Genomic DNA, 24,173 nt, shown 5'->3' on the forward strand with positions numbered 1-24,173 from the left:
AAACCTTAATCAATGATTAAAGTCTCATTTTTGCATCACCATTTAATTGTTATGGCTGATATTATAGGACAGGCATTGTTAGATTATCACTCTGGAAGCTACACAGAGGACATAAAAACATATTCTTCTTTGGGTGAAGAAGATCATATGCCGCTACCCTATCTGTTCCGTAGTTTCGATGAAATGCCGCTTTTGGAACAAAAAGCATTGGAACTATGCAATGGTAAGGTTTTGGACATAGGCTGCGGAGCAGGCAATCATGTGCTTTACCTACAAAGCAAAGGGTATGACGTTTCTGGCCTGGATGAATCAAAAGGTGCTATCGCGGTATGTAAAAAAAGAGGGATAAAAACTACCATCCTGTCCGCAATTCTTGATTTTGACGACGCCAAATTTGACACCATATTGCTTCTTATGAATGGTATAGGGTTGGCAGGAAAACTCGAGAATATTGATAGGTTTTTGCAACATTTGAAGTCGTTGTTACGTCCGAACGGACAGATTTTATTAGACTCCAGCGACATCATTTATATGTTTGACCAAGACGATGACGGGGGGTACTGGATTCCAAATAATTCGAATTATTATGGCGAGGTAAGTTTCCAAATGGAATATAAAAGCCGAAAAAGCTTACCTTTTCCCTGGCTTTATCTCGATTTTAATACACTCAAAAACGCCTGTGAAGCCCATAATATGACTTGTGAAATTGTAATATCTGGCGAGCATTTCGACTATTTAGCCAAACTTTCTATAAAAGAATAATAGAATTTATCATTGAACGTTCTATTAAAATAGTATTTACCATGAAAAAGAAAATTTTATTTTACTCCTTATTGTGTCTTGGTTTTATTTTGGCCTGCTCTAAGGATTCAGATGTAAATTCAGGGCCCACAAGTGTTGACAAATCGGCCAATCTTTTGGCTACTGGAGCTTCTGCCAATGATATCCTTGCCAACAACAATTTTAATAAGTTATTGATTGAAGTGGCTTATGTTAACGGTTTTAGGCCCACGGATGCAACTATGGACAGTTTTGAAACCTTTCTTAGAGACAGAACCTTTAAGACAGATATAGAATTTACTTTTAATTCATTGGAATCTCCCGGTGAGGAAACTCTAACCCTGCAAGAAATTGCAGATTTGGAAAGTGACAACCGGACGGCTTACAACAGTGGAAATACACTTGCTATTTATATTTATTTTGCCAATGCCCCTTCCGAAGACGATGATGAAAACCAAGGTTTGGTGACTTTGGGGGCTGTTTACAGAAATACTTCCATGATCATCTATGAATCTACCGTAAGAGGATTAGCAAGTTCTAGTAGTTCAATTAGTTTGACCGATGTGGAGAGTGCCACTTTACACCATGAGTTTGGTCATTTGTTCGGGCTTGTGAATCTTGGCACAACACCAGTAAACGACCACGAAGATCCGGATGCAGAAAATCATTGCAACGTAACAGGTTGTTTAATGAGGGCAGAGCTTCAGTTTGGTGGGCCTACCATGAAAATGCTCGAAAGCAGAGTCTCAAAAGGAGCTGCCGCAATCCCAACATTGGATGCAGAATGCATTTTGGACCTTCAAAATAACGGAGGACGATAAAATTCTAAGGAATATTCAAATATTTATGGGTCTGTAAAGACACAATCCATTTGGGATTTTGCATTACATAATCCACAATTAGGGGAATCATTTTTTCCCGAACACTCCATTCAGGTTGAAGATATAGGATGCAATTTTCATTGACTTTTGCAGCTTGTTCTTCTGCAAAGACAAAATCGTGCTTGTTGTATACGATCACTTTTAACTCATTGGCCACATCATAGATTTCGTCCTCCGGAAGTTTATTTTTTTTAGGAGATAGGCAAATCCAGTCCCAAGTTCCAGTTAACGGATAGGCTCCCGAAGTTTCAATATGGGTTTTTAAATCCTTCTTTTTTAAACCGGCTGTAAGTGGACCCATATCCCAGGTCAATGGCTCTCCACCAGTAATAACAATGGTATTGGAATATTTAGCTGCATTGCCAATAATATCAGTAATTGCCGTGGGAGGGTGGGTTTCAGCATCCCAACTTTCCTTTACATCACACCAATGGCAGCCCACATCGCAGCCCCCTATCCTCACAAAATACGCTGCGGTTCCTTTATGATAGCCTTCTCCTTGAATGGTATAAAACTCCTCCATTAAGGGAAGCATCTGCCCTTTTTCTACCAAATCTGTAAGCTGTTCCGAAACCATGGCGCAAAGATACGTTGGCTGGTTGGATTACTTTACAACACAAAGGAGTTGTTTATATTTCCAGTTTCAGAATTGCTTAAAATTACCCTATTTTTATCGGAAATTGAATTCCATGAGCACCAAGGAAAAATTCTTTGAACATATTGAGAAAGGCTACATCACCAAAGGTGATTATATTACCATGGGGGCCGGAATGTTCCAGGGAGAAGCTGTTACCAATGCATTTGTAAAAGTTCCGCTAAAAACACTGAACAGACATGGTCTTATAGCTGGAGCGACGGGTACAGGAAAAACCAAGACACTACAGGTAATCTCAGAAAACCTTTCAGATAAAGGCATTCCTGTGTTGCTAATGGACCTTAAAGGTGACCTTAGTGGAATCGCACAACCAAGTCCCGGACACCCCAAAATTGACGAGCGACACGAAAAAATTGGCCTTCCATTCAAGGCAAAAGGCTTTCCAGTAGAAATTTTATCACTTTCTGAACAAGATGGGGTTCGTTTACGGGCCACCGTTTCCGAATTTGGTCCGGTTTTATTATCCAGAATCTTAGACCTTTCCGTTACCCAAGAAGGTATTGTTGCCGTGGTCTTCAAGTATTGTGACGACAACAAACTGCCCCTATTGGATTTGAAAGACTTTAAAAAAGTATTGCAATATGCAACTGGGGAAGGAAAAAAAGAATTTCAAGATGAGTATGGCCGAATTTCGACCAGTTCTACCGGAACCATTCTAAGAAAAATAATAGAATTGGAACAGCAAGGTGCTGACCTATTTTTTGGTGAGAAATCTTTTGACGTTGATGATTTAGTCCGAATCGATGAAAATGGAAGAGGATACATCAACATTATCCGATTGACCGATATTCAGGATAGGCCCAAGTTGTTTTCCACCTTTATGTTGAGTTTATTGGCCGAAATATATGCTACATTTCCCGAACAGGGCGATAGTGATAGACCCGAATTGATTCTGTTTATTGATGAGGCACATTTGATTTTTAAAGAAGCTTCGAAAGCTTTGTTAGATCAAATTGAAAGTATTGTAAAATTGATTCGTTCCAAAGGAATTGGACTCTATTTTGTAACCCAAAACCCAACCGATGTGCCGGATGATGTGTTGGCACAATTGGGTTTAAAAGTACAACATGCCCTTCGGGCATTTACCGCAAAGGATAGAAAAGCCATTAAGCTAACAGCAGAAAATTATCCCGATTCCGAGTTTTATGATACCAAGGAAGTGCTCACCTCCTTGGGCATTGGTGAAGCCTTGATTTCTGCGCTGGATGAAAAAGGAAGACCAACCCCGCTAGCTGCCACCCTACTTCGGGCACCGATGAGTCGCATGGACGTATTAACGGATGCCGAGCTCAAGGAAGCATTAAGCAAATCAAAACTCATTAAAAAATATAATGAGGACATAGACCGTGAAAGCGCCTATGAAATCCTCAATGAAAAGATTGAAAAAGCCGAAAAGGAGGCTGAAAAAGAAAAAGAACAGGAGCAGAAACGAAAAACATCATCAAGGAGAAGCTCCTCTTCACGAAAAAGTACGCGTATGAATCCGGTGGTGAAGGTGCTTACCAGCGCCACATTTATTCGAGGGGTACTCGGAGTCTTAAAAAAGGTTATTCGTTAGTCAGTAGTCAGTGATATGAGAAAAACAATATTGATATTTAGTGCTTTTAGCTTGTTATGTATATATGGTTGTGGGGAAAAGGACACTTCGTTTTTGATTACCGAGAATTCTGTAGGGCCTCTTTCAAGTGAAACAACGGTATCCGAGTTGGAACAAGTTTTTGTAAATGATTCCATTTCAAAGGATACGGCAAAACAAGGTTCCAATAAAATTGAGGTTTACCAAAAGAACGGCAAACATCTATTAACTCTCACATCGAACTCGGACAGCATACCGACAGTGGAGAACATTCGCATTTTTGATACGCGATATAAAACGAACAAAGGCATTGGATTGCATAGCACCTTTAAGGATATCCAAGACAATTATTCCATTAAGAAGATTGTAACCACTATCAACAGTATTGTCATCCTTCCAAAGGAAAGTAACCTTTATTTTACCATTGATAAGGAAGAATTGCCATCCAACTTGCGATACACTTCCTCCAAAATTGAAGCTGTTCAAATACCACCTACGTCCAAAATAAAATATCTCATGATGGGGTGGGAATAACACCTGTTAATTAATTGCTAAAGAAGAGCAGTGCCTCCCTCCATTTCGGTAATTTGATGGGCAAAACCATCCACATGAAAACAGCCTTCTCCTCGTTTTTACTTCTAGTTCCTATGCTTTTATTGGCACAATATGATTTCGATGCCTCTTCTGAACATCCTTTTGGACTTCCCAATCCCAAAGCTCCTAAAGAGTTAATGGATTATGCTCCGATGATAGGAGAGTGCAATTGCAAATCGTATAGTCGAAAAGCGGACCAAACATGGGCAGAACCTGTGGATATGGTTTGGCGATTTAAATATATTATGAATGGGATGGGAATCCAAGATGAAACGCTAAAAGATGATCAAACCCATTCAGGCAGTATTCGCCAATTTAGCCAGGACAGTACACGCTGGTATGTACATTATTATACAAACAGAGCGGTTTCGACCACCCTACGCACCTGGGAGGGAAATAAGGATGAAGAAGGTAAAATTGTGCTTTATCGCGAACAAAAAGCACCGAATGGCACTGACGGATTTTATCGATTGTCTTTTTATGATATTGATGAGAAAGGATTTAAATGGGTTGGTGAATGGGTAGATAAAACAGAATCGGTAGTATTTCCAACTTGGAAAATTGATTGCTCAAATGGCAAAATTTCGCAATCCAATCCAGAAGAAAAGAATAAAATAATCGCTGCATCTAGAAGTTTTTCAAATGCCTATATAGCGCAAGATTTTGATGAAATGGCCAATATCTATACACATGACGCCAAGCTCATTCCTTTAGGAGTGCCTATTGTGGAAGGGCGCGAAGCCATCAAAGAACGTTGGAAAATGGGAAAAGAAACCAAAATACTTTCCCATGGCATGGATGCTTCTGAAATAACCATCATAGGCAATTATGCGTACGATTATGGATATTACCATGGCACCAGTCAAAAGGGAAAGGAACCACTTGCCCAATGGAAAGGCAAATATGTAGTTGTTTGGAAAAAAGAAGCAGGTGCTTGGAAAATGTATATTGATATCTGGAATAGATTGAGGGATTAGATCAGCCCATATTTTTCCCTATTTGCTATTACTTTTGGACTGTTCATCTGCATCCATTCGGTCAATTCCAATAGTCGTTCAACGTATGATTGACCAAAATCCGTTAAGCTATACTCCACCCGAATTGGAACTTCTGCAAAAACTTCACGTGAAATATACCCATCTGCTTCCAAGACTTTTAGTCGTTGACTAAGTACTTTGCTTGAAATGCCATAGACAAACTTCTTCAATTTATTGAAACGTAACACAGGAAAGTACCCCAGCCACAAAATAATAAGTGTACTCCACTGATCAGAAGCTACAGACATCACATCTCGAACAGGACAAAGTTCGGGTGGGTTTTTATAGTCGATGTGCCCAAACATTTTTTGCAACTTTTTTGCCATTCTAACTTGCTGATTTTCAGTAATAGTTTCCATTTTTATACTTGGTTTTGGCGAAGTGACTTCTTTTTTCTTCTAAAATGAATGTGTAATTTTGGTTTCTAATAAAGAGTAAGTTACAAAAAGTAACCATATGAAAAAACTACTCACCAAAATACTTCCTCTCGCCTACGGGCAATATTTTAATGTTTACTCACTTATTTCTTCAAAAAAAGCTGCCCATAAGGCTTTTAACTTATTTTGTACGGTACGGCGGGGCAAAGTGCAACCACTACAGGTTGATTATCTAGAGCAAGGAAAAAATGAGCTGGAGCATGTAGCTAACCATCAACTGCAATCCTATCATTGGCCTGGTAAAAAAGAAACTGTGCTCCTAGTTCATGGTTGGGAAAGCAATACCTTTCGTTGGAGAAACCTGATTAAGAAACTTCAAGAGGCCGACTTCAACATTATAGCTTTTGACGCTCCCTCCCACGGACATTCATCTGGCAAACTCTTATACGTGCCACTTTATGAGGAAGCATTGCACCATATGGTGAAAAAGTATGATCCAAAGTACCTCGTAGGACATTCGGTTGGGGGAATGACATTGCTATATAACGAGTACAAAAATCCAAACCCAAATGTGGATAAAATGGTAATCATTGGAGCTCCTTCGGAATTTCATGAGCTAATGAGTCACTATCAAGACCTTCTGAGATTCAGTAATCGGTTTATGGGCATTCTTGACGATTATATCTTAAATAGGTTTGGGTTCAAAATCCATGAGTTCTCTACCTCTAAATTTTCGCAATCCAATACCAAAAAAGGATTGCTGTTTCATGACCGATTTGATGCAGTTGCAACCTATCACGCCTCGGAACAAGTACATGCTAATTGGAAAGACAGCACATTGGTAACTACCGAAGGTCTTGGGCATTCCATGCACCAAGAGCAAGTGAACGGTCAGATTATTGAATTTTTGGAAGGATAAAACCTATCTTTAATTATAAAAAATCCCAAATACAAAGTATTTGGGATTTTCAAATTATCCTTTAAAAGGGGGGAGCTAGAATTTTCTATATTCCCCTTCCAAGTATTGATTGGCTTCTTCTTCTGCGAATTTTGCATTCTCACTGTCCCAATGCAGGGTTTGATTGGGAAAACGTCCGGCAATAACTCCCAACAAAATGGTTTCGGTCAAACGTGCGGCATATTCAAAAGGAGCCGTACACTTGTCCTTGCCGAGACAGGCATCAATAAATTGGTGATAGTGCTTGGGCCCTTCACTACCATAGTTTCTAATGGGCTCTCCTAAATTGTGCTTGGCAATATCTTTGGAAATGTCCACGTATTTACCACGTACAATTTTTTTAGGTAACTGCATAAAATGAGGTAAGAGCAAGCGTCCCTTTGTCCCGATGAACATGGCACCCTGTTCCGGTAGTTGGCCCTCTCCGGCAACGCCAGCATCCAAGGAATTGTTGTTTTTTACAGTTTGTTTCTTTTTGCCTGCGGCCTTGGCTCCAGGTAGCACCAAATCTTCATGCGCAGGAGGCATTCCCGGGCCATCATACCAAATCCACTTTAATGATTTACCCGTGTATTCCGTTCCGGGAAATTCGTATGTAACCGTGTTGTTTTCGGGATACCCAAAACCGTTCGGTTCACGGCATTCATTTATAATGGTCCTTGGGACATCTAGGTTCAATGCATTGTAAGGCGTGTCAAAAATATGAACGCCCATATCGCCCAAAGTACCACATCCATAATCCATCAGCTTTCTCCAATTCCCCGGATGGTAGTATCCTTCTTTGTAAGGGCGCTTTGCCGAAGTACCCAACCAAAGGTTCCAGTCCAACTGTGCAGGTACAGGATCTTCCCCTTCCGGTTCAGCACCATTGTATCCCCAAGATTTTGGACTCCATGCGTGTACGGTGTGCACTTTTCCAATAATACCGTCCTGTATCAGCAAAGTTGCCAATTTATAATCGTAGAATGAGTGCACCTGTATTCCCATTTGGGTGACCAGGCCTTTGTCTTGAGCCATTTTCTTCATGGCCCTGGATTCAGATACATAATGGGTCAATGGTTTTTGACAGTACACATGCTTGTCCTTTTGCATGGCCAGCAATGAAGCAGGCGCATGGGTATGATCTGGTGTGGATACGATAACCGCATCAATTTCATCAGCCATCTCATCCAACATCACACGGTAGTCAAAAAATACTCGTGCCTTTGGGTGTTTCTTTCGTGCCGTAGATAAATTGATTGCATCAACATCACAAAGTGCAATCACATCAACTTGAGGGTGGGATGAAATATCATTAAGGTCTGCAGCTCCCATATTGGCTACTCCAATATGAGCTGTTCTGATCCTACCATCCGGCTTTATTGCTTTTAACTTTTCATTGGCACTAAGAACGGAAGGTACAGCCAACAAACCGAGGGCTCCCACACCACTTTTTTTTAAAAAATCCCTCCTATCTTGATTTGACTTCTTCTTACTCATATTTTCATGTTATAAATTATTCTTTCGATGATAAATCTTTAATTTGAATGTTTCTAAAGCGAACCACATCACCATGTCCTAAAAATCCGATATGCCCCTTAGTTCTTTGCAACCCTGGATGTTCATTTTTGTCCATGGCACCATTTTTTGATGCTTCTTGGAAATCCCCATCAACAATCGTATTCCCATTGAGTACGATTTTGATTTTAGAGCCTTTGACCGTGACCACTTGCGCGTTCCATTGTCCAACAGGTTTTAGAAAACCACGTTTGGCCGGAATGACCCCATATACTGAGCCATGGTATTGGTATGGTTTTAATTTTGAATATTTTTCGGCTGTATTGTCCAGTATCTGCAATTCTTTGCCAACATAGGCCACATCACCTTCTAAAGGGGCATGTATGCCCAATCCATTGTTTGCACCGGGGGTCAACTGAAATTCAAACTTAAAAACAAAGTCGCTATATTCCTTTTCAGTAAATAGATTGCCTCCACTTCCACCTCCATTGGGGTCAACAACAATGTTTCCGTTTATGGCGCGATATGATTTTTTGTTTCCTATCCAGCCATCCAGATTTTCGCCATTAAAAAGTTTAACAAATCCTTCGTCAGCGACTTGCTTCTGTCCAAAACATTCGGAAACAAAAGCTGTAAAACAGAAAAGAACTACTAACAGGATGGCATTTCTTATCACAGGTTTATAGTTTTCTAATTTTTATATTTTTAAACCAAATAGGACTTGCATGATCTTGCAATGCTATGAAGCCGGTTTTGAATTTTCCATAATCCGGGCTGTTTTTCCATTTATCCGAATTTTTCTTTTCGTGCCAAGCTTCATCCCAAGGTACAAAAGATAACACCATTTCGCCGTTAAGCCAGTGTTCCACTCTTTCAGAGGTAAAAACAATTTTGGAAGAATTCCATTCGCCTACAGGATGTAAGGTCTTTTTTGATGCATCTGCCGCATGCATGGCATAATCCGAACCCGTTTGCTGAAGGGGTTTCAACTCCTCAGGTTTATCAGTGTAGCCAAGGCTTGTATTATACGCTGTTAAATCGTGGATTCTAGCATAGTTCTCGTCATCAATAAGCTGATATTCGGGTGAAACTACTGGCGGACCGTCATAACCTTCTTTAACATGATAAAAAATACCGCTATTACCACCTTCAGGCAGTTTCCATTCTAAATACAGCTCAAAATTATCAAACTCTTCTGCGCCATAAATAATATCCTTACCTCCTTTATAATCCTGTTCAAGTCCTAGTTCCGTGTCAAACGTCAGGGTGCTATCCTTTATAATCCAACCGGGTGGCAGAGATTCACCATTATAGGCTCTCCATCCTTCGGTACTTGACCCATCAAAAAGATAAATCCACTCATTAGCCTGCGGTTTTGTTTCTTCAATATTCACTTTTTCGGCATCGATCTTTTGTGCTATTTTGCACGAACCGATAATTACCAACGAGATCAGAATCGCAATTTTCCTCATAATACCTGTTATTCAATTATTTATGATGACAGCTACTAAAGATAATTACATTTGTTTTTTGGTGGAACTTTTTTATACCATCAACACAACACAAACCACGAATGTTATTTTATAAGGAATTATCTGTAGGTTAGGCAAAAATCAGCTGCCAATATTTGTTATGTTGATGATCACAGATTACTTTTATTTATTATGCAGAACATTACTCCTTTCCACATAGCCATTCCCGTTCATAATTTAGATGAATGTCGAGCTTTTTATAACGATATTTTGGGTTGTCAAGAAGGTCGAAGCAGCGATCATTGGGTCGATTTTAATCTTTTTGGACACCAATTGGTCATTCATTATAAACCGAAGTCGGAGGAAGCACTTCATACCAACCCGGTGGACGGCAAAAATGTTCCGGTTCCGCATTATGGCGTAGTGTTGCCCTGGGAAACTTTCCAATCTTTTTCCGAAAATCTGAAGGCAAAGGAAATTGAATTTATCATTGAACCTTATATCCGGTTCGAAGGTGAAGTTGGTGAACAAGCCACAATGTTTTTCTTAGACCCAGCCGGAAATGCCCTAGAATTCAAGGCTTTTAGAGATATTGGACAACTTTTTGCGAAATAGGATTATGCCAAGGTCAACCCCTTTTTTCTAACCCAGAAATAGGCAAAAATGATGTTAGGCACCCAGCATAACCATGCTACTATTTTGTATGCTATTAAAAACTCCCCAAAAGCAATGGTCAACAAGGGCAACCAAATTCTTAAGGTTACTGCGGCAAAACAAGCTGCATAACTATAAATCATCATGCCTTGGTGCAATTGCAAATCTTTAGAGCGAATAGCCTTGTATGCCTTTAAGGTGGTGTATAACCAAACTATGCCCAAACCTATAAATCCCATAGCTGATACTATTCCGCCTGTAGCAAAAAAACCAATATATATTGAAGATATGCCGCTTATCAGCACGGCTAAAACGTAGATTTTGCCCAAGTTTCTATGCAGTTTAAGGTTTTTGGCCCTTATTTTTTTACTGAATTGAGACCAACCGGTCAGCAATGCCAGGCCTCCAAAAGAAATGTGACTATAAAAAGCGACATTCCAGACCTGACTGGCCAACAATTCGGCTGTTTTGCCCTGCAACAGTCCCGAATTCTCTGCAGCAAAAACATACATTAGCGGGTATAATCCAACCATAATTGCCAAAAAAGCAAACACAAACCACGCAATTTTATTTCTAATCATGTCAATACTTCATATGATTCAAGACCAAGTTATCGAATAATTGGTGTAAAAAACAAGATTTAAAAAACGAAATCGTTATAAAATCAGTCGAACAGGCAATATCGCCACCAAATCTACTTTGTGATGAAAACTGTTCTTTTATCTGTTATGGTCATCTTTTCTTCATTGGTATTTTCAAGCTGCACCAACGATGAGGGAGAAAATGATCTCGATTTTATCGCTCCAAATGAGGAGGAAGAAAGCGTTGTATTGGCAAGTGAAAATGGAACCAAAGACTAGTTACGCTTTGTTTTCATGTCTTTCCCTAGCCAAAAGTGTGTTCTTTAATAGCATGGCTATGGTCATGGGGCCTACGCCTCCGGGTACTGGAGTTATATAGGATGCTTTTTTGCTCACATTTTCAAAATCGACATCTCCGGTGATATAGTATCCTCTTTCACGGGTCTCATCGGGCACACGTGTGATTCCAACATCGATAACAACCACATTATCCTTAACCATATCGGCTTTTAGAAAATTAGGGACTCCAAGTGCAGAAACAATGATGTCTGCTTGAAGGGTCAATTCTTTGATATCTCTGGTTCTGCTATGCGTCAAAGTTACGGTTGAGTTGGCGGCTTTGCCTTTTTGGCTCATTAAAATGCTTATGGGTCTACCTACTATGTGACTTCTTCCTATAACTACAGTGTGCTTACCTTCGGTGTCTACATCATATCTGCGCAACAACTCCATTATACCAAATGGTGTAGCGGGGATAAAAGACTTCATATCCAACGCCATTTTGCCAAAATTAGTAGGGTGAAACCCATCTACATCTTTATCGGGGTCCACGGCCATCAACACTTTTTGTTCGTCAATATGTTTGGGCAATGGGAGTTGCACAATATAACCATCAATATCAGGATTGGCATTTAGCGCAGCTACTTGTTTTAATAACTTGTCTTCAGTAGTTTCTTCGGGCAAATGAATCAAGGTTGATTCAAAACCAATTTTCTTACATGAGCGCACCTTGCTCCCCACATAGGTAAGGCTGGCACCATCATTACCCACCAATACGGCAGCCAAATGAGGGACTTTTTCTCCTCTTTCTTTCATTTGGGCCACCTCAACGGCAATTTCATCTTTAATTTGGTTTGATATTTTTTTCCCGTCGAGAATCTCCATTTTAATTGGTTGGTTTTTGATTTTAAGTGAAGGGTGAAAAGTTTGGGTTATTTATTCCTGTCCATTGGACATTATTACTTCATGTTTTGCATCATCTGCATCATTTTTTTTCCTCCACCGCCTTGCATCATCTTCATCATCTTGCTCATCTGATCAAATTGTTTCAGCAATTGATTTACTTCTTGAATGGTTCGGCCACTTCCTGCCGCAATACGTTTTTTGCGACTGGCATTCAATTTGGATGGGGTTGAACGTTCTTCGGGGGTCATGGAATGAATAATAGCTTCAATATGCTTGAAGGCATCATCATCAATATCTAATCCTTTTAAAGCTTTTCCAGCACCGGGAATCATGCCCATGAGGTCTTTCATATTCCCCATTTTCTTAATTTGCTGAATCTGGCTAAGGAAATCGTCAAAACCAAAGCGGTTTTTGGCAATTTTCTTTTGAATTTTACGAGCCTGTTCTTCGTCAAATTGCTCTTGGGCACGTTCTACAAGGGATACCACATCTCCCATTCCCAGAATCCTATCGGCCATCCGCGAAGGGTAGAAGACATCGATGGCCTCCATTTTTTCACCGGTACCGATGAACTTTATGGGCTTATCTACAACGGATTTGATTGAAATGGCCGCACCACCTCTGGTATCGCCATCCAATTTGGTAAGGATAACTCCATCAAAATTCAGGACATCGTTAAAGGCTTTGGCCGTATTCACCGCATCTTGCCCTGTCATGGAGTCCACTACAAACAACGTTTCCTGGGGCGTAATGGCCTTGTGGATATTGGCAATTTCGGTCATCATTTGCTCATCGACCGCTAAACGACCTGCGGTATCGATAATCACCACATCGCATCCATTGGCCTTCGCATGGGCCACTCCTGCTTGTGCAATTTTAACGGGATCGTTGTTTTCTCGGTCGGAATACACCTCAACACCAACTTGTTCTCCAACCACATGCAACTGGTCAATTGCTGCTGGACGATACACGTCACAAGCTACCAACAAAGGTTTCTTAGTTTTCTTGCTTTTGAGGTAACTGGCCAATTTACCGGAAAAAGTGGTCTTTCCCGAACCTTGTAGTCCGGACATTAAAATCACCGATGGATTACCGGAAAGGTCAATTTCTTCTGCATCGCCACCCATCAATTGGGTCAATTCATCTTTGACGATTTTGACCATAAGTTGGCCAGGTTGCAAAGAGGTCAATACATTTTGGCCCAGTGCCTTTTCTTTTACCTTATTGGTAAATTCTTTAGCTATCTTAAAATTAACATCTGCATCTAATAATGCCCTTCTAATTTCTTTGAGGGTCTCTGCAACATTGATCTCGGTTATTTGCCCATGTCCTTTAAGGACATGCATTGCTTTATCGAGCTTTTCACTTAAATTATCAAACATCTATCTATGTCATTTTAAAAGAGGGACAAATTTAATAATAAAAAGAAAAGGACGGCTTTGGGGAGAGCCGTCCTTTTCAAAAAAGATAGGGGAAAATCGTTTATATTCTTTCGAAAGTCAAGATTTCTGTAGAATTTTCGTCTTCATGAACCAAAACTATTTTTTCTGCAGTCACAGATTCTATATACCAGTCATCCGTGATTTCACCAAACTTGGCATCATTTGCAAAGTTCAGGAAGAACTTCAACTCATTATCATGGTTTCTGATAACTCTCCATAGACCTTCGATAATTGGATTGTCATTCTCATCTACTTGCACACGGTGCATTTCATTGAAATAGAAATCCAAACCATCAAATTCAGTGGTCATATCAACATTGTCCTCAACATATTCGGCAACCTTCCATGCACCAGCTCTAAGGGCAGTTCTAATTTCAACCACGTCGGCATCAGCATTATTATCATCACATACTCGTAATAAGATCAGTTCATAATCAATTTCATCTACTTCAAACCTTAATCGAGAGTCGTTAAGGTCTCGTAAAGGCCAGTCGAAACTTACACCAGGCTCGTCTCCCATAGTAATCAATAGGGATGGGATTCCTTCATTATTGGGACCAATTTCCCAAGTACCTTCGGATGTTGTTTCACCGTCGCTCAAAGTAACGACACCCTCTGGCAAGAACTTGAACTCAAATCCTATTAGTCTATCAATTTCTTCACCTTGATTTTTTACCTTTTTGATGATCCACTCACATTCTTTCAAGATCTCTCTTAAGGTATCAGGATTTGGGATATCATCTTCACAAAGTTGCTTCATGATAATCTTATTACCACCTTCAGCATGAAGTTTGATAGTATGGTCTCCTATTTCATATACCAACCACTCAAGGTTAAAGTCTACCAAGGTATCGAACTCAAGAGTTAATAGTGGTCCTCTGTCAGTAAAACTAGAACTCCAGGTACCATTAAGTATGTTTCCTTCTCTATCTTTAACAGTTACTCCACCATCTTCGGTAAATACCATTAGGTACTCCAAGTACTGATCAGTATGATTTACCTCATCTCTGATTACCTCACGTACTTGCCATGGGCATTGAGTCAGACAGAAATCAAATCTTTCTTCGTCGAAATCATCATCGTTAAAATCATCATCGTCATCTTCGTCACATTCGTCTTTGGCCATATCCAAAGCTTGGGCCAATTCGGCATTGCTATCTACAACAATCTCGGTACCATCAAATTTTTTCAAGGTAACAGGATACTGGATACTAACTAAGTCTCCATCTTCCAATCCTTTAAAGAACCTTCTTAACTGCTCATCACTTTCAACCACAACCTCACCGGTCTGTTGATTGTTGATATCAAACGTGAAAAGCGTAATAGGGTATACAAAGTCGATACACTCAATATCATCATCGTCACCGCCTTCTACACATTCTGCGGCCAATTCTCTTAGTTGTTCCTTGTTTTCAATAACAAGCTCGGAGAAATCGGCATAGGTAATGGTGATCGGGAAAAGAATTTCCAGAACATCTTCATCTACATCTACCTCATCAAAAATATCTTCAATAGTTTGAAGATCTTCTTTTGAATCGATAGTGATTTGAACACCATTTACTTCAACTGTGTAAGGGAACTGTAATGCGAAACAGCTAGCGCCGTCCACAATATTGTCATAAGAACCATCATTTGAGGATGTTTTCTCAATTAATACGGCTGTAGAGGAATTAGCCTCGATGGTCTCCTGGTTATTACCTCCGTTTACTTCCTCAAATTCTTCTTGACAAGAAGTAAAGCTAAGTGCCACAGCAAACAGTGTGACGTACATTAAGTTATTTATCAACTTTTTCATAACGATTTGGATTTTTTGGGTTATGCTTTGACCTTTAAACAACTCTAATGGAAAAAACCCTACCTGATCTTAATTTTTTTCAAATATCTTTGGGCATCAGACAAACCCTCCTAAATGAACAACGTTTGCGAAGAGCAGGTCTTTAGCTCCATATTCAAAGCTAATTCCAAAACGGTTTTCAACTATATATATTATAAGTTTGGGAATGAGGAGAAGGCCCATGATGCTGTGCAAGAAGCTTTTGTAAAGCTTTGGGAGAATTGTGCCAAGGTAATGCCCGAGAAAGCCAAGTCCTATTTATATACAGTGGCCAATAATTTGTATTTGAATGTAATTAAAGCCGAAAAAGTGCGATTGAAGTATGCAAAGCCCACTTTGGACATTTCAAACGAGTCGCCCGAATTCCTGTTGGAAGAAAAAGAATATCAGCAAAAATTGGACAATGCCCTGAGCAGTCTTCCTGAAAATCAACGAACCACTTTCTTACTGAATAGAATTGATGGAAAAAAATATGCGGAAATCGCAGAAATGGAAGGGGTAAGTGTAAAAGCCATTGAAAAACGAATGCATTTGGCGCTAAAAGCCTTGAGGGAAAAGATAGATGGAATCTAAAACAATGATCAATGTTCAAACAATGTCCAATAAGTTAGTTTTCTGATATGGAAACCATTGACAATTGCTAATTGTAAAATTGTACATTGATAAAAAAGTAGGGTTTTTTAAAACATAGTTGTTATTAAAACGTAAAGCATAGAAATCATGCAAGAAAATTATTTGGCAAAATGGCTTAGCGGAGAGCTTTCTGAGCAAGAGCTAGCGGAATTTAAAAAATCCGCCGAATATGCTTCTTATCAGAAATTAAGGGAGGTTTCAGGTAACCTGAAAGCTCCTGAATTTGATGTTGACCAAGCCTTGACACAGCTGAAAGAAGAACGTATTGGCAATGCACCAAAAGTGATTGCCTTGAATCCGTTCAAAAAATTCTTGCGTGTGGCAGCGGTTATTGCCGTATTGCTTGCTGGCTCCTATTTTTATGTAAATACTTTGGATGAATCTGTGACTACTCAGTTTGCTGAGCGTTCAGAGGTAGTTCTTCCCGATAATTCTGAAATCGTCTTAAACGCCGGCTCAAGAATCTCCTACAGTGAGAAAAACTGGAACCAAGAACGAAATGTAACTCTAACAGGAGAAGCTTTCTTTAAAGTAGCCAAAGGCAAAAAATTTACGGTATCAACCGAGCAAGGTACTATAGCTGTCTTGGGAACCCAATTTAATGTTGAAAACAGGGAAGGTTTTTTCGAGGTAACCTGCTTTGAAGGATTGGTCAGTGTTTCTTTTAATGGTAATGAAACCAAACTGCCGGCGGGCACTTCATTTGTTGCCATTGATGGAAAAGTAATGGACTCTTCGCCACCAAATACTACCCAACCCACCTGGGTGAATAATGAAAGCTCTTTTGAGCGAATTCCGTTAGGTTATGTCCTTGATGAACTCGAAAGACAATTCAATATTGAGGTAAATACAGAGAATGTTGATAAAAATCTATTATTTACAGGGACTTTTAGCAACACAGACTTGAAAATGGCGTTAAAAAGTATAAGCACCCCATCTAGAATGAATTACAAAATTGAGGGTGATAATGTGCTTTTCTATGCTGAAAAAACTCCGTAGCAGTCTTTTTGGTCTTTTCCTAGGGTTTTTACTCATACTACCTTTTAAAATACAAGGTCAGAATGAACAAAAAACACCTGTACCCCTTATATCCTATATTAAAACACTGGAAGACAAGTTTGATGTCAAATTTTCATTTATAAATGGAGATTTGGAGGATATTACCATTGCAGTTCCAAACAATCTGGTAACCCTTGAAGAAATTTTAGAGTACATAGCTTCACAATTTCAGCTCAAAGCTGATAAGCTGAGTCAACGTTATTATACACTTACCAAGCGCACCCTGGTCACCATATGCGGTAAAGTACTCGACAATTTTGCCGAGAACACCGTACCCGGAGCAACGGTTGAAGTATTTGGGACCGAAATCGCGTTTACAACCAATCCAGATGGAACTTTTACTCTTGAGGATATTCCACGAAACGGTGTGCTAAAAATCAGATACCTGGGGTACAATACGAAGTATATTGGGGTCGAAAATTTGATAAAAAGCGGAGGATGCCCACAGATTTTGATGGCACAGCATTACGAGCAACTGAAAGAAGTAATCGTATACAAATTTCTTACTACCGGAATCATACGGGAATCGGATGCAAGTATTACATTGAATACCAGTGAATTTGGAATTTTACCAGGTCTTATCGAGCCCGACATCCTTCAAACCGTTCAAGCACTTCCGGGCATTAAAAGTATAGATGAAACCGTATCGGACATCAATGTACGAGGTGGTACCAACGACCAGAACTTAATTTTATGGAATGGGATCAAAATGTACCAATCCGGGCACTTTTTTGGACTTATTTCTGCCTTTAACCCGTATTTAACGGATAAAATCACCGTAATCAAGAACGGCACCCCTGCTACTTTTGGTGACGGGGTGAGTAGTGTTATCCAAATGGAAACCGATAATGAGTTATCGGATTATTTTACCGGTGGGGCCGGGTTTAATTTTATTAGTGGTGATATTTTTGGGCAAATTCCCATCACAGAACGAATAGGGTTACAGTTTTCGGCCAGACGCTCAACTACCGATTTTTTGAATACCCCTACCTACAATAAGTTTTTTGACAGGGCCTTTCAAGATAGCAAGGTGACCAATCAAAACAATATAGCGGTAGATGATGACATTTTAAGAAGTGAAAACTTCTTTTTCTATGATTTTACCGGAAAACTTCTTTATGACATCAGCGATCAACACCAGTTACGATTGAATTTTATCAGCATTACCAATAATTTGGATTACACCGAAAATAATCTAACAGATCTTGAAACTACCAACAGTCTTCTAGATCAGAACAACTTATCCGTGGGAGGACAATTGCTGAGTCAATGGACGAATAGACTTTCCTCCAATTTAAATGTATACTATTCCCGCTACAACTTGGATGCAGAAAGTTTGTTCGGAAACCAAGTACAACTACTTTTTCAAAATAATCAGGTGCTGGAAAATGCCTTTAAATTGGATACCGATTATGAGCTATCCGATAAACTTCACTTGCATAGTGGTTATCAATACATTGAAACGGGAATCGTAAACACAACAATCCTTACACAACCTCAATTCAACAGCGAAATAAAAGGTGTTATTCGAATCCATGCGCCACATACCGAAATTGGATATAGATCAGATGGTAACAAGTTTATCGGTAAGGCAGGAGTTCGTTTTAATTATATGGAAAACCTGGGCACTTTTACCAAATTTTTGGTTGAACCCAGGTTAAATATGAGTTTTAGGCTTGCAAATTATCTTAGAGGTGAGGTCTTGGGTGAATTTAAAAGCCAGACCACTAACCAAATAATAGATTTGGAGCAAAACTTCTTGGGGATAGAAAAACGTAGATGGATTCTATCGGATGACAACACCCTTCCCATAACACAGAGCAAACAAGGCTCTATGGGAATCAATTACGAAAAAAACAACTTCTATTTAGGTCTTGAAGGTTTCTACAAAAAAGTGGATGGCATTAGCACCAGTACCCAGGGATTCCAAAACCAAAACCAGTTTAATGGTGAAATAGGCAGTTATGATGTTAAAGGGATTGAATTCTTAATCAACAAAAAAGGAAACAACTACAGTTCTTGGTTAAGCTATACCTATAACAAAAACGATTATACCTTTGAGACCATAATTCCTAACAGTTTCCCGAATAATCTTGATATCAGGCACACGCTGACCTTTGCAGGCACATATTCCTACAAAAATCTACAAGTTGGACTTGGAGCCAACTTTCGCACTGGAAAACCATTTACAGAGCCCGAAGATGGTAATTTAGCGCTGGACACATCGGTTTTTCCGGTTAGAATAAATTACAAATCGCCAAATAGCAGCAGGCTTCCTGAATATCTCCGTGTGGATGCTTCGGCCATCTATAAATTTGACATTGGTAGAAATGTAAAGGCCAATGCCGGAGTTTCCATCCTCAACATGACCAATAGGAAGAACAGCTTGAACAAATATTACAGAGTTAACGAAGACAACGAAATCGAAGCTGTGGAAAGCATTTCATTGGGCATTACCCCAAATGTGAGTTTTAGGATACATTTTTAAATTACATTCGTTCAGGAACATTAATGCCCAAAAGTTTGAATGCAGACTGAATCACTTCCCCCACTTTTCTGGAGAGTTGTACCCTAAACTGCTTTTTCTGTTCATCAGACTCACCCAAAATGGACACTTGTTGATAAAAAGAATTGAATTCCTTCACCAAATCATAGGTGAAATTAGCGATCAGTGCAGGGCTATAATTCTCCGCCGCCAATTGAACCGTCTCAGGAAAAAGTTGGATTTGCTTCAGCAACTCCTTTTCCTTTTCATGCAAGCTCAACGAGGTCTCAACTGCGCTAGACCCTAAATCCTCAGCTTTTCGTAAAATCGATTGTATCCGGGCATAGGTGTATTGGATAAACGGTCCGGTGTTCCCTTGAAAATCAACAGACTCTTCCGGGTTGAACAAAATCCGTTTTTTGGGGTCCACTTTTAAAATATAATATTTTAAGGCCCCAAGCCCAATAGTGCGATACAATTGCTTCTTTTCTGCTTCGGAATAACCGTCCAATTTGCCCAATTCCTCAGAAATGCTCTCAGCGGTATCTTCCATATTTTCGATCAAATCATCCGCATCCACAACCGTACCTTCCCTACTTTTCATCTTTCCACTTGGAAGATCTACCATACCGTAACTCAAATGGTACAATTGTTTGGCCCAATCATATCCTAGTTTTTGAAGAATAAGGAACAACACCTTAAAATGATAATCCTGCTCGTTTCCTACGGTATACACCATTCCATTAATGTCCGGATGGTCGGTAACTCGTTGAATAGCAGTTCCAATATCCTGGGTCATATAAACGGCGGTTCCATCGGAACGTAAAACGATTTTCTCATCCAAACCTTCTTCTGTAAGGTCAATCCAAACACTGCCATCTTCTTTTTTAAAGAAAACACCACGTTCCAGGCCATCTTTCACCACATCCCTACCTAAAAGGTAGGTGTCACTTTCATAATACAGCACATCAAAATCGACACCCAGGTTTTTATAGGTAACATCAAAACCTTTATAGACCCATCCGTTCATTTTTTTCCACAGGGCAACGGTTTCGTCATCACCACCTTCCCATTTTCGAAGCATTTCTTGAGCTTCAAGCAGAATGGGAGCTTCTTTTTCTGCCTTCTCCTTTTCAGTGCCTTTGGCAACCAACTCTTCAATTTGTTCTTTATATGCCTTATCAAAAGCCACGTAGTACTTTCCAACTAAGTGATCTCCTTTCAATCCAGATGATTCTGGAGTTTCACCATCGCCGAATTTCTGCCAGGCCAACATACTCTTGCAGATATGGATGCCCCGATCATTAATGATTTGGGTTTTGTACACCTTTTTTCCAGCCGCTTTCAAGATTTCTGAAACCGAATACCCCAACAAATTGTTCCGAATATGCCCCAAATGCAAGGGTTTATTGGTATTGGGTGAAGAATATTCGACCATCACGGCATCTTTGGATGGCGTTTTTACATATCCAAAGTCTTTTTCGCTGTACATGGAATTGAAAAAGTCCAAATAGAAATTATCTTCCACCACGATGTTCAAAAAGCCTTTGACCACATTGAATCTGGCCACCTCATCCACATTTTCCTGTAAATATTCACCGATTTTGGTTCCTATTTCAACAGGGTTCCCTTTTACAAAACGAAGCATAGGAAAGACAACCACTGTAATATCCCCTTCAAAATCCTTTCGGGTAGGTTGAAATTCCACCGCCGACAGTTCTGTTTGGAACAACTCTCCTACCGCTTTGATAACACTTTGTGAAATAACTTTTTGCAAACTCATGTATCTGGCCTTTTCAGCCTGCAAAACTACATATTTTTTACCCGTTTCCATCAATAATAATGGGCTTTGCCCATAACTAACCCACTGATTTTGGTTAATTTTAGAGATGCTTTTGAATGTCTCCTATACCGATAAAACTGTCACTAAAAAAATTGATGCGGCCGTAGGCAAGCCTTTTCCCTTGAAAGAACGGTTTGCAATGGGTGGAATCGGTTCGCCAAAACTCCATATTACCGAAACCAGCATCGAGATCCAGAATTTGCTTATCCTAGATAACAATTTGAACACCTGTAACATTGAAATGCGCCCAAAAGGCATCATTCTCAGGTTCAGGTCTTTGTTGGAAACCTATGGTTTGGTCATTCCCTACTATAAACTCAAACTTTATAAAGGAGATTTTGCCATCTACTCCATTTTTAAGGACCATTACTTTATCAAAGTAAGGTCGGACACCAAGGCCATTCAAAAGTATTTTAAGAAGGTATTGGATTATAAGGCAAACAACGCACAACCTTCCATTGAAGATTTATGAGCATATTCAGTAAAAATCCAAAAATTGAGGTAAAACCCACCGCTAGAGATAAAAATCTGGTCAAGTTAGGGTGGGCTATTGTGGCATTGAACATTTTATTGGTCCTTGTCTTTTATTTTGACCTTCCAGAAACCATTCCTACCCATTTTAATCTAAAAGGCGAAGCAGATGGACACGGACATAAATCAACACTTTGGATTATCCCCATCATTAGCGCCGCGCTGTATTTTGGGCTTGGCTTTTTTGTGACAAAAATGAAACCCTACCATATGAACTATCCGGTAAAGGTCACCGAAAAAAATGCCCCCGAATTATATGCTTTGGGTATTCGCATGATAGCGGTAATGAATCTAGCTTCGGTAATTGCTTTTTTGTTGACCACGGTAATCCTCCTTTTATATATAAAAGGAATTGTTGGCACTATCGATGTGCAACTTTTGGTAGGCTCATGGATCATAGTGGGAGCACTTCCATTTTTGTACATCTTCAAAATGTACAGCACTCCAAAATAAGCTACATTTTTACCGTTTTTCCCAGTATTTGGAACAATCCTTGTTACAAATTCCTGTTAAAGTCGTCTGCCAGAATGCAACCCTTTTGTTATTTAGTGCGTCTTTAATCAAATAAGCAATCAAAAAACGAACTGATGTCCAAATTCAATTTAACCCTAATTCTTTGCTTTTTGTTCATGTCCAGTGGTCTTTTTGCCCAGACCATAACTTCCAAACTGGTCGATGCAAAGACGCAAAAGGGCATTCCCTATGCAACCGTGCAATATGGCAAACACCAAGGCGTAATTACCAATGAAGAAGGCCGTTTCAGCTTTATTCTGGATGAAACCTCAACGCAGGACTCCATTTATATCTCGTCGATGGGTTATCAAAAAAAGGGGTTTGCGCTACAACAATTACAGGACAGCATCATTACCATAACGCCCAAAGCTATTGAGCTTACTGGTGTGTATTTGTTTGATAAGGAATTGGATGTGGATGAAATCATGGAACGAGTAGAAGACCGATTGCCCATCAACTACAACAAAGCACCACTTAAGCAGCGTTTCTTTTTGCGGCAATCCAGTTTTAATACGCTGCAGAAAATGGATATTGAATTTAAAAAATCTACCATTGCGGAGCTGGATGAACACTTGATTGACAGTATTATCTCCATTCTTCCTAAAAATTCATCTTATTACACCGAAACCTTGGGTGATTATTACCAAAACGGAGAGGAAAACAAATTAGAAATTATTAAAGCGGCCGAATTGTACGACAAAAGCAACGAAGGCTCCATGGAAGCGCTGTCCGACAAAATGGAGGCCATTTTTAGGGCCAATGTAAAACCGGACTCTTATCTAAAGATAAAATCGGGGATTTTTGGTGACAAGGTACCGGTGGACTCCATTCTGGAAAATGAGGAAGAAGCCGCTGAAATACAAGAAGAGCTCAAAAAACCTGAAAAGAACTACTTTTTGGGCAACCGTAAATACATTTTGAGTGAGATTACAGACCAGTTCTTTGGAAAGTCTAAATTGGATGTCGCCAAAAAGTTGAATCGTTACGAATATGAACTTTTAGGCTATTCCGAATTGGAAAACCAAGGGGTGTATGTGGTGGGCTATGCTCCCAAGGGCCGTGCCGATTTTCAAGGCAAACTGTTTGTTAATATCGAGGATTTTGCCATTATGCGCATGGACTACGAAAATGTAAAAACCATAAAAAGCATTAAGTTATTGGGCTTTAGCTACCAAGAGTTAAAATATTTTGGCAGCACTATTTTTTCCAAGTTTGACGGGGACAAATACCAGCTGAAGTTTATGAACTTCACCTTTGGACGCAAAATGGGGGTTGACCGACCTTTAAAGGTCATTGAAAAAAATAAACATGTAAAGGGCCGAAGAAAACAGAACGAACTCTCCCTAGCGTTGGACATTGTCAATTATAACACGGAAAAGTACGAATTGGTGGTGTATGACTCTGACGTGGTGGCTAAAACCGATTTTGAGGCTTTAAAAGAGGACGAAACCGTAAAGGCTACATATTTATCAGCCTATGACCCTGACTTTTGGAAAGGCTATACCATTATGGAGCCCAACCAGGCCATTCGGGAGTTTGTGGTTGAGGGGGAGTAAGGTGTTCAGATGTCAGGTTGAGTGTCATCC

24 protein-coding genes are annotated in these 24,173 nt (G+C 39.7%); 14 read left to right on the forward strand and 10 right to left on the reverse strand.

The genetic code is table 11. The features are described 5' to 3' along the window. Positions 1–51: 51 nt before the first annotated feature. Together IAG46_RS06970 and IAG46_RS06975 are read left to right on the forward strand one after the other, a co-directional pair. Complete coding sequence (locus IAG46_RS06970) at positions 52–762, forward strand: bifunctional 2-polyprenyl-6-hydroxyphenol methylase/3-demethylubiquinol 3-O-methyltransferase UbiG (RefSeq protein WP_190809779.1); 711 nt, start codon at positions 52–54, stop codon at positions 760–762. A 41-nt stretch (positions 763–803) separates the two neighbouring features. Next, on the forward strand, positions 804–1,601 hold the full coding sequence (locus IAG46_RS06975; protein ID WP_190809578.1) for a hypothetical protein: 798 nt from the start codon (positions 804–806) through the stop codon (positions 1,599–1,601). Positions 1,602–1,605: 4 nt separating this feature from the next. Here the strand turns inward: IAG46_RS06975 and IAG46_RS06980 are convergent, their stop codons facing one another. Further along, positions 1,606–2,238 (reverse strand): 7-carboxy-7-deazaguanine synthase QueE, encoded by a 633-nt coding sequence (locus IAG46_RS06980; RefSeq protein ID WP_190809579.1) that lies wholly within the window; start codon positions 2,236–2,238, stop codon positions 1,606–1,608. 112 nt (positions 2,239–2,350) lie between these two features. On the opposite strand from IAG46_RS06980, the gene IAG46_RS06985 reads away from it, so the two are divergent. The 3 genes from IAG46_RS06985 to IAG46_RS06995 all read left to right on the forward strand — a co-directional run bounded on the left by IAG46_RS06985 (position 2,351) and on the right by IAG46_RS06995 (position 5,463). After that, the gene (locus tag IAG46_RS06985) at positions 2,351–3,874 is read left to right on the forward strand and encodes a helicase HerA-like domain-containing protein (protein ID WP_190809580.1); all 1,524 of its coding nucleotides are present in this window, start codon (positions 2,351–2,353) and stop codon (positions 3,872–3,874) included. Positions 3,875–3,889: 15 nt separating this feature from the next. Further along, on the forward strand, positions 3,890–4,426 hold the full coding sequence (locus tag IAG46_RS06990; RefSeq protein ID WP_190809581.1) for a hypothetical protein: 537 nt from the start codon (positions 3,890–3,892) through the stop codon (positions 4,424–4,426). 74 nt (positions 4,427–4,500) lie between these two features. After that, the gene (locus IAG46_RS06995; RefSeq protein WP_190809582.1) at positions 4,501–5,463 is read left to right on the forward strand and encodes a DUF4440 domain-containing protein; all 963 of its coding nucleotides are present in this window, start codon (positions 4,501–4,503) and stop codon (positions 5,461–5,463) included. Here IAG46_RS06995 and IAG46_RS07000 read toward each other — a convergent pair. Beyond that, positions 5,460–5,882 (reverse strand): helix-turn-helix domain-containing protein, encoded by a 423-nt coding sequence (locus IAG46_RS07000; RefSeq protein WP_190809583.1) that lies wholly within the window; start codon positions 5,880–5,882, stop codon positions 5,460–5,462. The genes IAG46_RS06995 and IAG46_RS07000 overlap by 4 nt on opposite strands. Positions 5,883–5,979: 97 nt before the next feature. Between IAG46_RS07000 and IAG46_RS07005 the strand changes: the two genes are divergently transcribed. Continuing rightward, complete coding sequence (locus IAG46_RS07005; protein WP_190809584.1) at positions 5,980–6,819, forward strand: alpha/beta hydrolase; 840 nt, start codon at positions 5,980–5,982, stop codon at positions 6,817–6,819. Between the two features lie 75 nt (positions 6,820–6,894). Here the strand turns inward: IAG46_RS07005 and IAG46_RS07010 are convergent, their stop codons facing one another. From IAG46_RS07010 to IAG46_RS07020, 3 genes are read right to left on the reverse strand one after another with little or no spacing between them, the layout of a single operon-like run. Next, entirely contained in the window at positions 6,895–8,337 is a 1,443-nt protein-coding gene (locus IAG46_RS07010) for a Gfo/Idh/MocA family protein (protein ID WP_190809585.1), read from the reverse strand. Positions 8,338–8,353: 16 nt separating this feature from the next. Further along, positions 8,354–9,031, reverse strand: a complete 678-nt coding sequence (locus IAG46_RS07015) for a DUF1080 domain-containing protein (protein WP_190809586.1) — start codon at positions 9,029–9,031, stop codon at positions 8,354–8,356. A gap of 4 nt (positions 9,032–9,035) precedes the next feature. Further along, complete coding sequence (locus IAG46_RS07020) at positions 9,036–9,827, reverse strand: DUF1080 domain-containing protein (RefSeq protein ID WP_190809587.1); 792 nt, start codon at positions 9,825–9,827, stop codon at positions 9,036–9,038. 192 nt (positions 9,828–10,019) lie between these two features. Between IAG46_RS07020 and IAG46_RS07025 the strand changes: the two genes are divergently transcribed. After that, entirely contained in the window at positions 10,020–10,442 is a 423-nt protein-coding gene (locus IAG46_RS07025) for a VOC family protein (protein WP_190809588.1), read from the forward strand. Between the two features lie 2 nt (positions 10,443–10,444). Here IAG46_RS07025 and IAG46_RS07030 read toward each other — a convergent pair whose 3' ends face one another. Beyond that, positions 10,445–11,062: a DUF2306 domain-containing protein gene (locus IAG46_RS07030; RefSeq protein ID WP_190809589.1), complete on the reverse strand. Its 618-nt coding sequence runs from the start codon at positions 11,060–11,062 to the stop codon at positions 10,445–10,447. Between the two features lie 123 nt (positions 11,063–11,185). Between IAG46_RS07030 and IAG46_RS07035 the strand changes: the two genes are divergently transcribed. Next, on the forward strand, positions 11,186–11,341 hold the full coding sequence (locus tag IAG46_RS07035; RefSeq protein ID WP_190809590.1) for a hypothetical protein: 156 nt from the start codon (positions 11,186–11,188) through the stop codon (positions 11,339–11,341). Here the strand turns inward: IAG46_RS07035 and IAG46_RS07040 are convergent, their stop codons facing one another. The 3 genes from IAG46_RS07040 to IAG46_RS07050 form a co-directional block, all read right to left on the reverse strand. Further along, positions 11,342–12,226 (reverse strand): bifunctional 5,10-methylenetetrahydrofolate dehydrogenase/5,10-methenyltetrahydrofolate cyclohydrolase, encoded by an 885-nt coding sequence (locus IAG46_RS07040; protein WP_190809591.1) that lies wholly within the window; start codon positions 12,224–12,226, stop codon positions 11,342–11,344. Between the two features lie 74 nt (positions 12,227–12,300). Continuing rightward, the gene (ffh, locus tag IAG46_RS07045; RefSeq protein WP_190809592.1) at positions 12,301–13,629 is read right to left on the reverse strand and encodes a signal recognition particle protein; all 1,329 of its coding nucleotides are present in this window, start codon (positions 13,627–13,629) and stop codon (positions 12,301–12,303) included. Positions 13,630–13,729: 100 nt separating this feature from the next. Beyond that, complete coding sequence (locus tag IAG46_RS07050; protein WP_190809593.1) at positions 13,730–15,484, reverse strand: hypothetical protein; 1,755 nt, start codon at positions 15,482–15,484, stop codon at positions 13,730–13,732. Positions 15,485–15,598: 114 nt separating this feature from the next. Between IAG46_RS07050 and IAG46_RS07055 the strand changes: the two genes are divergently transcribed. From IAG46_RS07055 to IAG46_RS07065, 3 genes are all read left to right on the forward strand, one after another. Then, positions 15,599–16,096, forward strand: coding sequence for an RNA polymerase sigma factor (locus IAG46_RS07055; protein WP_190809594.1), 498 nt, complete (start codon positions 15,599–15,601; stop codon positions 16,094–16,096). Positions 16,097–16,243: 147 nt separating this feature from the next. Further along, positions 16,244–17,155 carry a FecR family protein gene (locus IAG46_RS07060; protein WP_190809595.1) on the forward strand — a complete coding sequence of 304 codons (912 nt, stop codon included), beginning with the start codon at positions 16,244–16,246 and terminating at the stop codon, positions 17,153–17,155. Next, positions 17,136–19,703: a carboxypeptidase-like regulatory domain-containing protein gene (locus tag IAG46_RS07065; RefSeq protein WP_190809596.1), complete on the forward strand. Its 2,568-nt coding sequence runs from the start codon at positions 17,136–17,138 to the stop codon at positions 19,701–19,703. Before IAG46_RS07060 ends, IAG46_RS07065 begins: the two co-directional genes overlap by 20 nt. Position 19,704: 1 nt before the next feature. Here IAG46_RS07065 and argS read toward each other — a convergent pair whose 3' ends face one another. Further along, entirely contained in the window at positions 19,705–21,483 is a 1,779-nt protein-coding gene (gene argS / locus IAG46_RS07070) for an arginine--tRNA ligase (protein ID WP_190809780.1), read from the reverse strand. Between the two features lie 106 nt (positions 21,484–21,589). On the opposite strand from argS, the gene IAG46_RS07075 reads away from it, so the two are divergent. The 3 genes from IAG46_RS07075 (at position 21,590) to IAG46_RS07085 (ending at position 24,143) form a co-directional block, all read left to right on the forward strand. Continuing rightward, complete coding sequence (locus tag IAG46_RS07075; RefSeq protein WP_190809597.1) at positions 21,590–22,015, forward strand: hypothetical protein; 426 nt, start codon at positions 21,590–21,592, stop codon at positions 22,013–22,015. Next, positions 22,012–22,527 carry a DUF1648 domain-containing protein gene (locus tag IAG46_RS07080; protein WP_190809598.1) on the forward strand — a complete coding sequence of 172 codons (516 nt, stop codon included), beginning with the start codon at positions 22,012–22,014 and terminating at the stop codon, positions 22,525–22,527. The genes IAG46_RS07075 and IAG46_RS07080 overlap by 4 nt, the downstream gene beginning before the upstream one ends. 134 nt (positions 22,528–22,661) lie before the next feature. Then, the gene (locus tag IAG46_RS07085) at positions 22,662–24,143 is read left to right on the forward strand and encodes a carboxypeptidase-like regulatory domain-containing protein (RefSeq protein ID WP_190809599.1); all 1,482 of its coding nucleotides are present in this window, start codon (positions 22,662–22,664) and stop codon (positions 24,141–24,143) included. Positions 24,144–24,173 lie beyond the last annotated feature (30 nt).

Source organism: Flagellimonas sp. S3867 (assembly GCF_014698935.1).
Taxonomy (GTDB): domain Bacteria; phylum Bacteroidota; class Bacteroidia; order Flavobacteriales; family Flavobacteriaceae; genus Flagellimonas.

Bases quoted from the DNA above. Each gene is read 5' to 3' on its own strand.
- IAG46_RS07085 (WP_190809599.1), top strand. From the start codon at position 22,662: ATGTCCAAATTCAATTTAACCCTAATTCTTTGCTTTTTGTTCATGTCC.
- IAG46_RS07035 (WP_190809590.1), top strand. From the start codon at position 11,186: ATGAAAACTGTTCTTTTATCTGTTATGGTCATCTTTTCTTCATTGGTA.
- IAG46_RS07005 (WP_190809584.1), top strand. From the start codon at position 5,980: ATGAAAAAACTACTCACCAAAATACTTCCTCTCGCCTACGGGCAATAT.
- IAG46_RS07075 (WP_190809597.1), top strand. From the start codon at position 21,590: ATGCTTTTGAATGTCTCCTATACCGATAAAACTGTCACTAAAAAAATT.
- argS (WP_190809780.1), bottom strand. From the start codon at position 21,483: ATGAGTTTGCAAAAAGTTATTTCACAAAGTGTTATCAAAGCGGTAGGA.
- IAG46_RS06985 (WP_190809580.1), top strand. From the start codon at position 2,351: ATGAGCACCAAGGAAAAATTCTTTGAACATATTGAGAAAGGCTACATC.
- IAG46_RS06980 (WP_190809579.1), bottom strand. From the start codon at position 2,238: ATGGTTTCGGAACAGCTTACAGATTTGGTAGAAAAAGGGCAGATGCTT.
- IAG46_RS06990 (WP_190809581.1), top strand. From the start codon at position 3,890: ATGAGAAAAACAATATTGATATTTAGTGCTTTTAGCTTGTTATGTATA.
- IAG46_RS07065 (WP_190809596.1), top strand. From the start codon at position 17,136: ATGCTGAAAAAACTCCGTAGCAGTCTTTTTGGTCTTTTCCTAGGGTTT.
- IAG46_RS07060 (WP_190809595.1), top strand. From the start codon at position 16,244: ATGCAAGAAAATTATTTGGCAAAATGGCTTAGCGGAGAGCTTTCTGAG.
- IAG46_RS07050 (WP_190809593.1), bottom strand. From the start codon at position 15,484: ATGAAAAAGTTGATAAATAACTTAATGTACGTCACACTGTTTGCTGTG.
- IAG46_RS07025 (WP_190809588.1), top strand. From the start codon at position 10,020: ATGCAGAACATTACTCCTTTCCACATAGCCATTCCCGTTCATAATTTA.
- IAG46_RS06975 (WP_190809578.1), top strand. From the start codon at position 804: ATGAAAAAGAAAATTTTATTTTACTCCTTATTGTGTCTTGGTTTTATT.
- IAG46_RS06995 (WP_190809582.1), top strand. From the start codon at position 4,501: ATGAAAACAGCCTTCTCCTCGTTTTTACTTCTAGTTCCTATGCTTTTA.
- IAG46_RS07030 (WP_190809589.1), bottom strand. From the start codon at position 11,062: ATGATTAGAAATAAAATTGCGTGGTTTGTGTTTGCTTTTTTGGCAATT.
- IAG46_RS07020 (WP_190809587.1), bottom strand. From the start codon at position 9,827: ATGAGGAAAATTGCGATTCTGATCTCGTTGGTAATTATCGGTTCGTGC.
- IAG46_RS07055 (WP_190809594.1), top strand. From the start codon at position 15,599: ATGAACAACGTTTGCGAAGAGCAGGTCTTTAGCTCCATATTCAAAGCT.
- IAG46_RS07040 (WP_190809591.1), bottom strand. From the start codon at position 12,226: ATGGAGATTCTCGACGGGAAAAAAATATCAAACCAAATTAAAGATGAA.
- IAG46_RS07000 (WP_190809583.1), bottom strand. From the start codon at position 5,882: ATGGAAACTATTACTGAAAATCAGCAAGTTAGAATGGCAAAAAAGTTG.
- ffh (WP_190809592.1), bottom strand. From the start codon at position 13,629: ATGTTTGATAATTTAAGTGAAAAGCTCGATAAAGCAATGCATGTCCTT.
- IAG46_RS07010 (WP_190809585.1), bottom strand. From the start codon at position 8,337: ATGAGTAAGAAGAAGTCAAATCAAGATAGGAGGGATTTTTTAAAAAAA.
- IAG46_RS06970 (WP_190809779.1), top strand. From the start codon at position 52: ATGGCTGATATTATAGGACAGGCATTGTTAGATTATCACTCTGGAAGC.
- IAG46_RS07080 (WP_190809598.1), top strand. From the start codon at position 22,012: ATGAGCATATTCAGTAAAAATCCAAAAATTGAGGTAAAACCCACCGCT.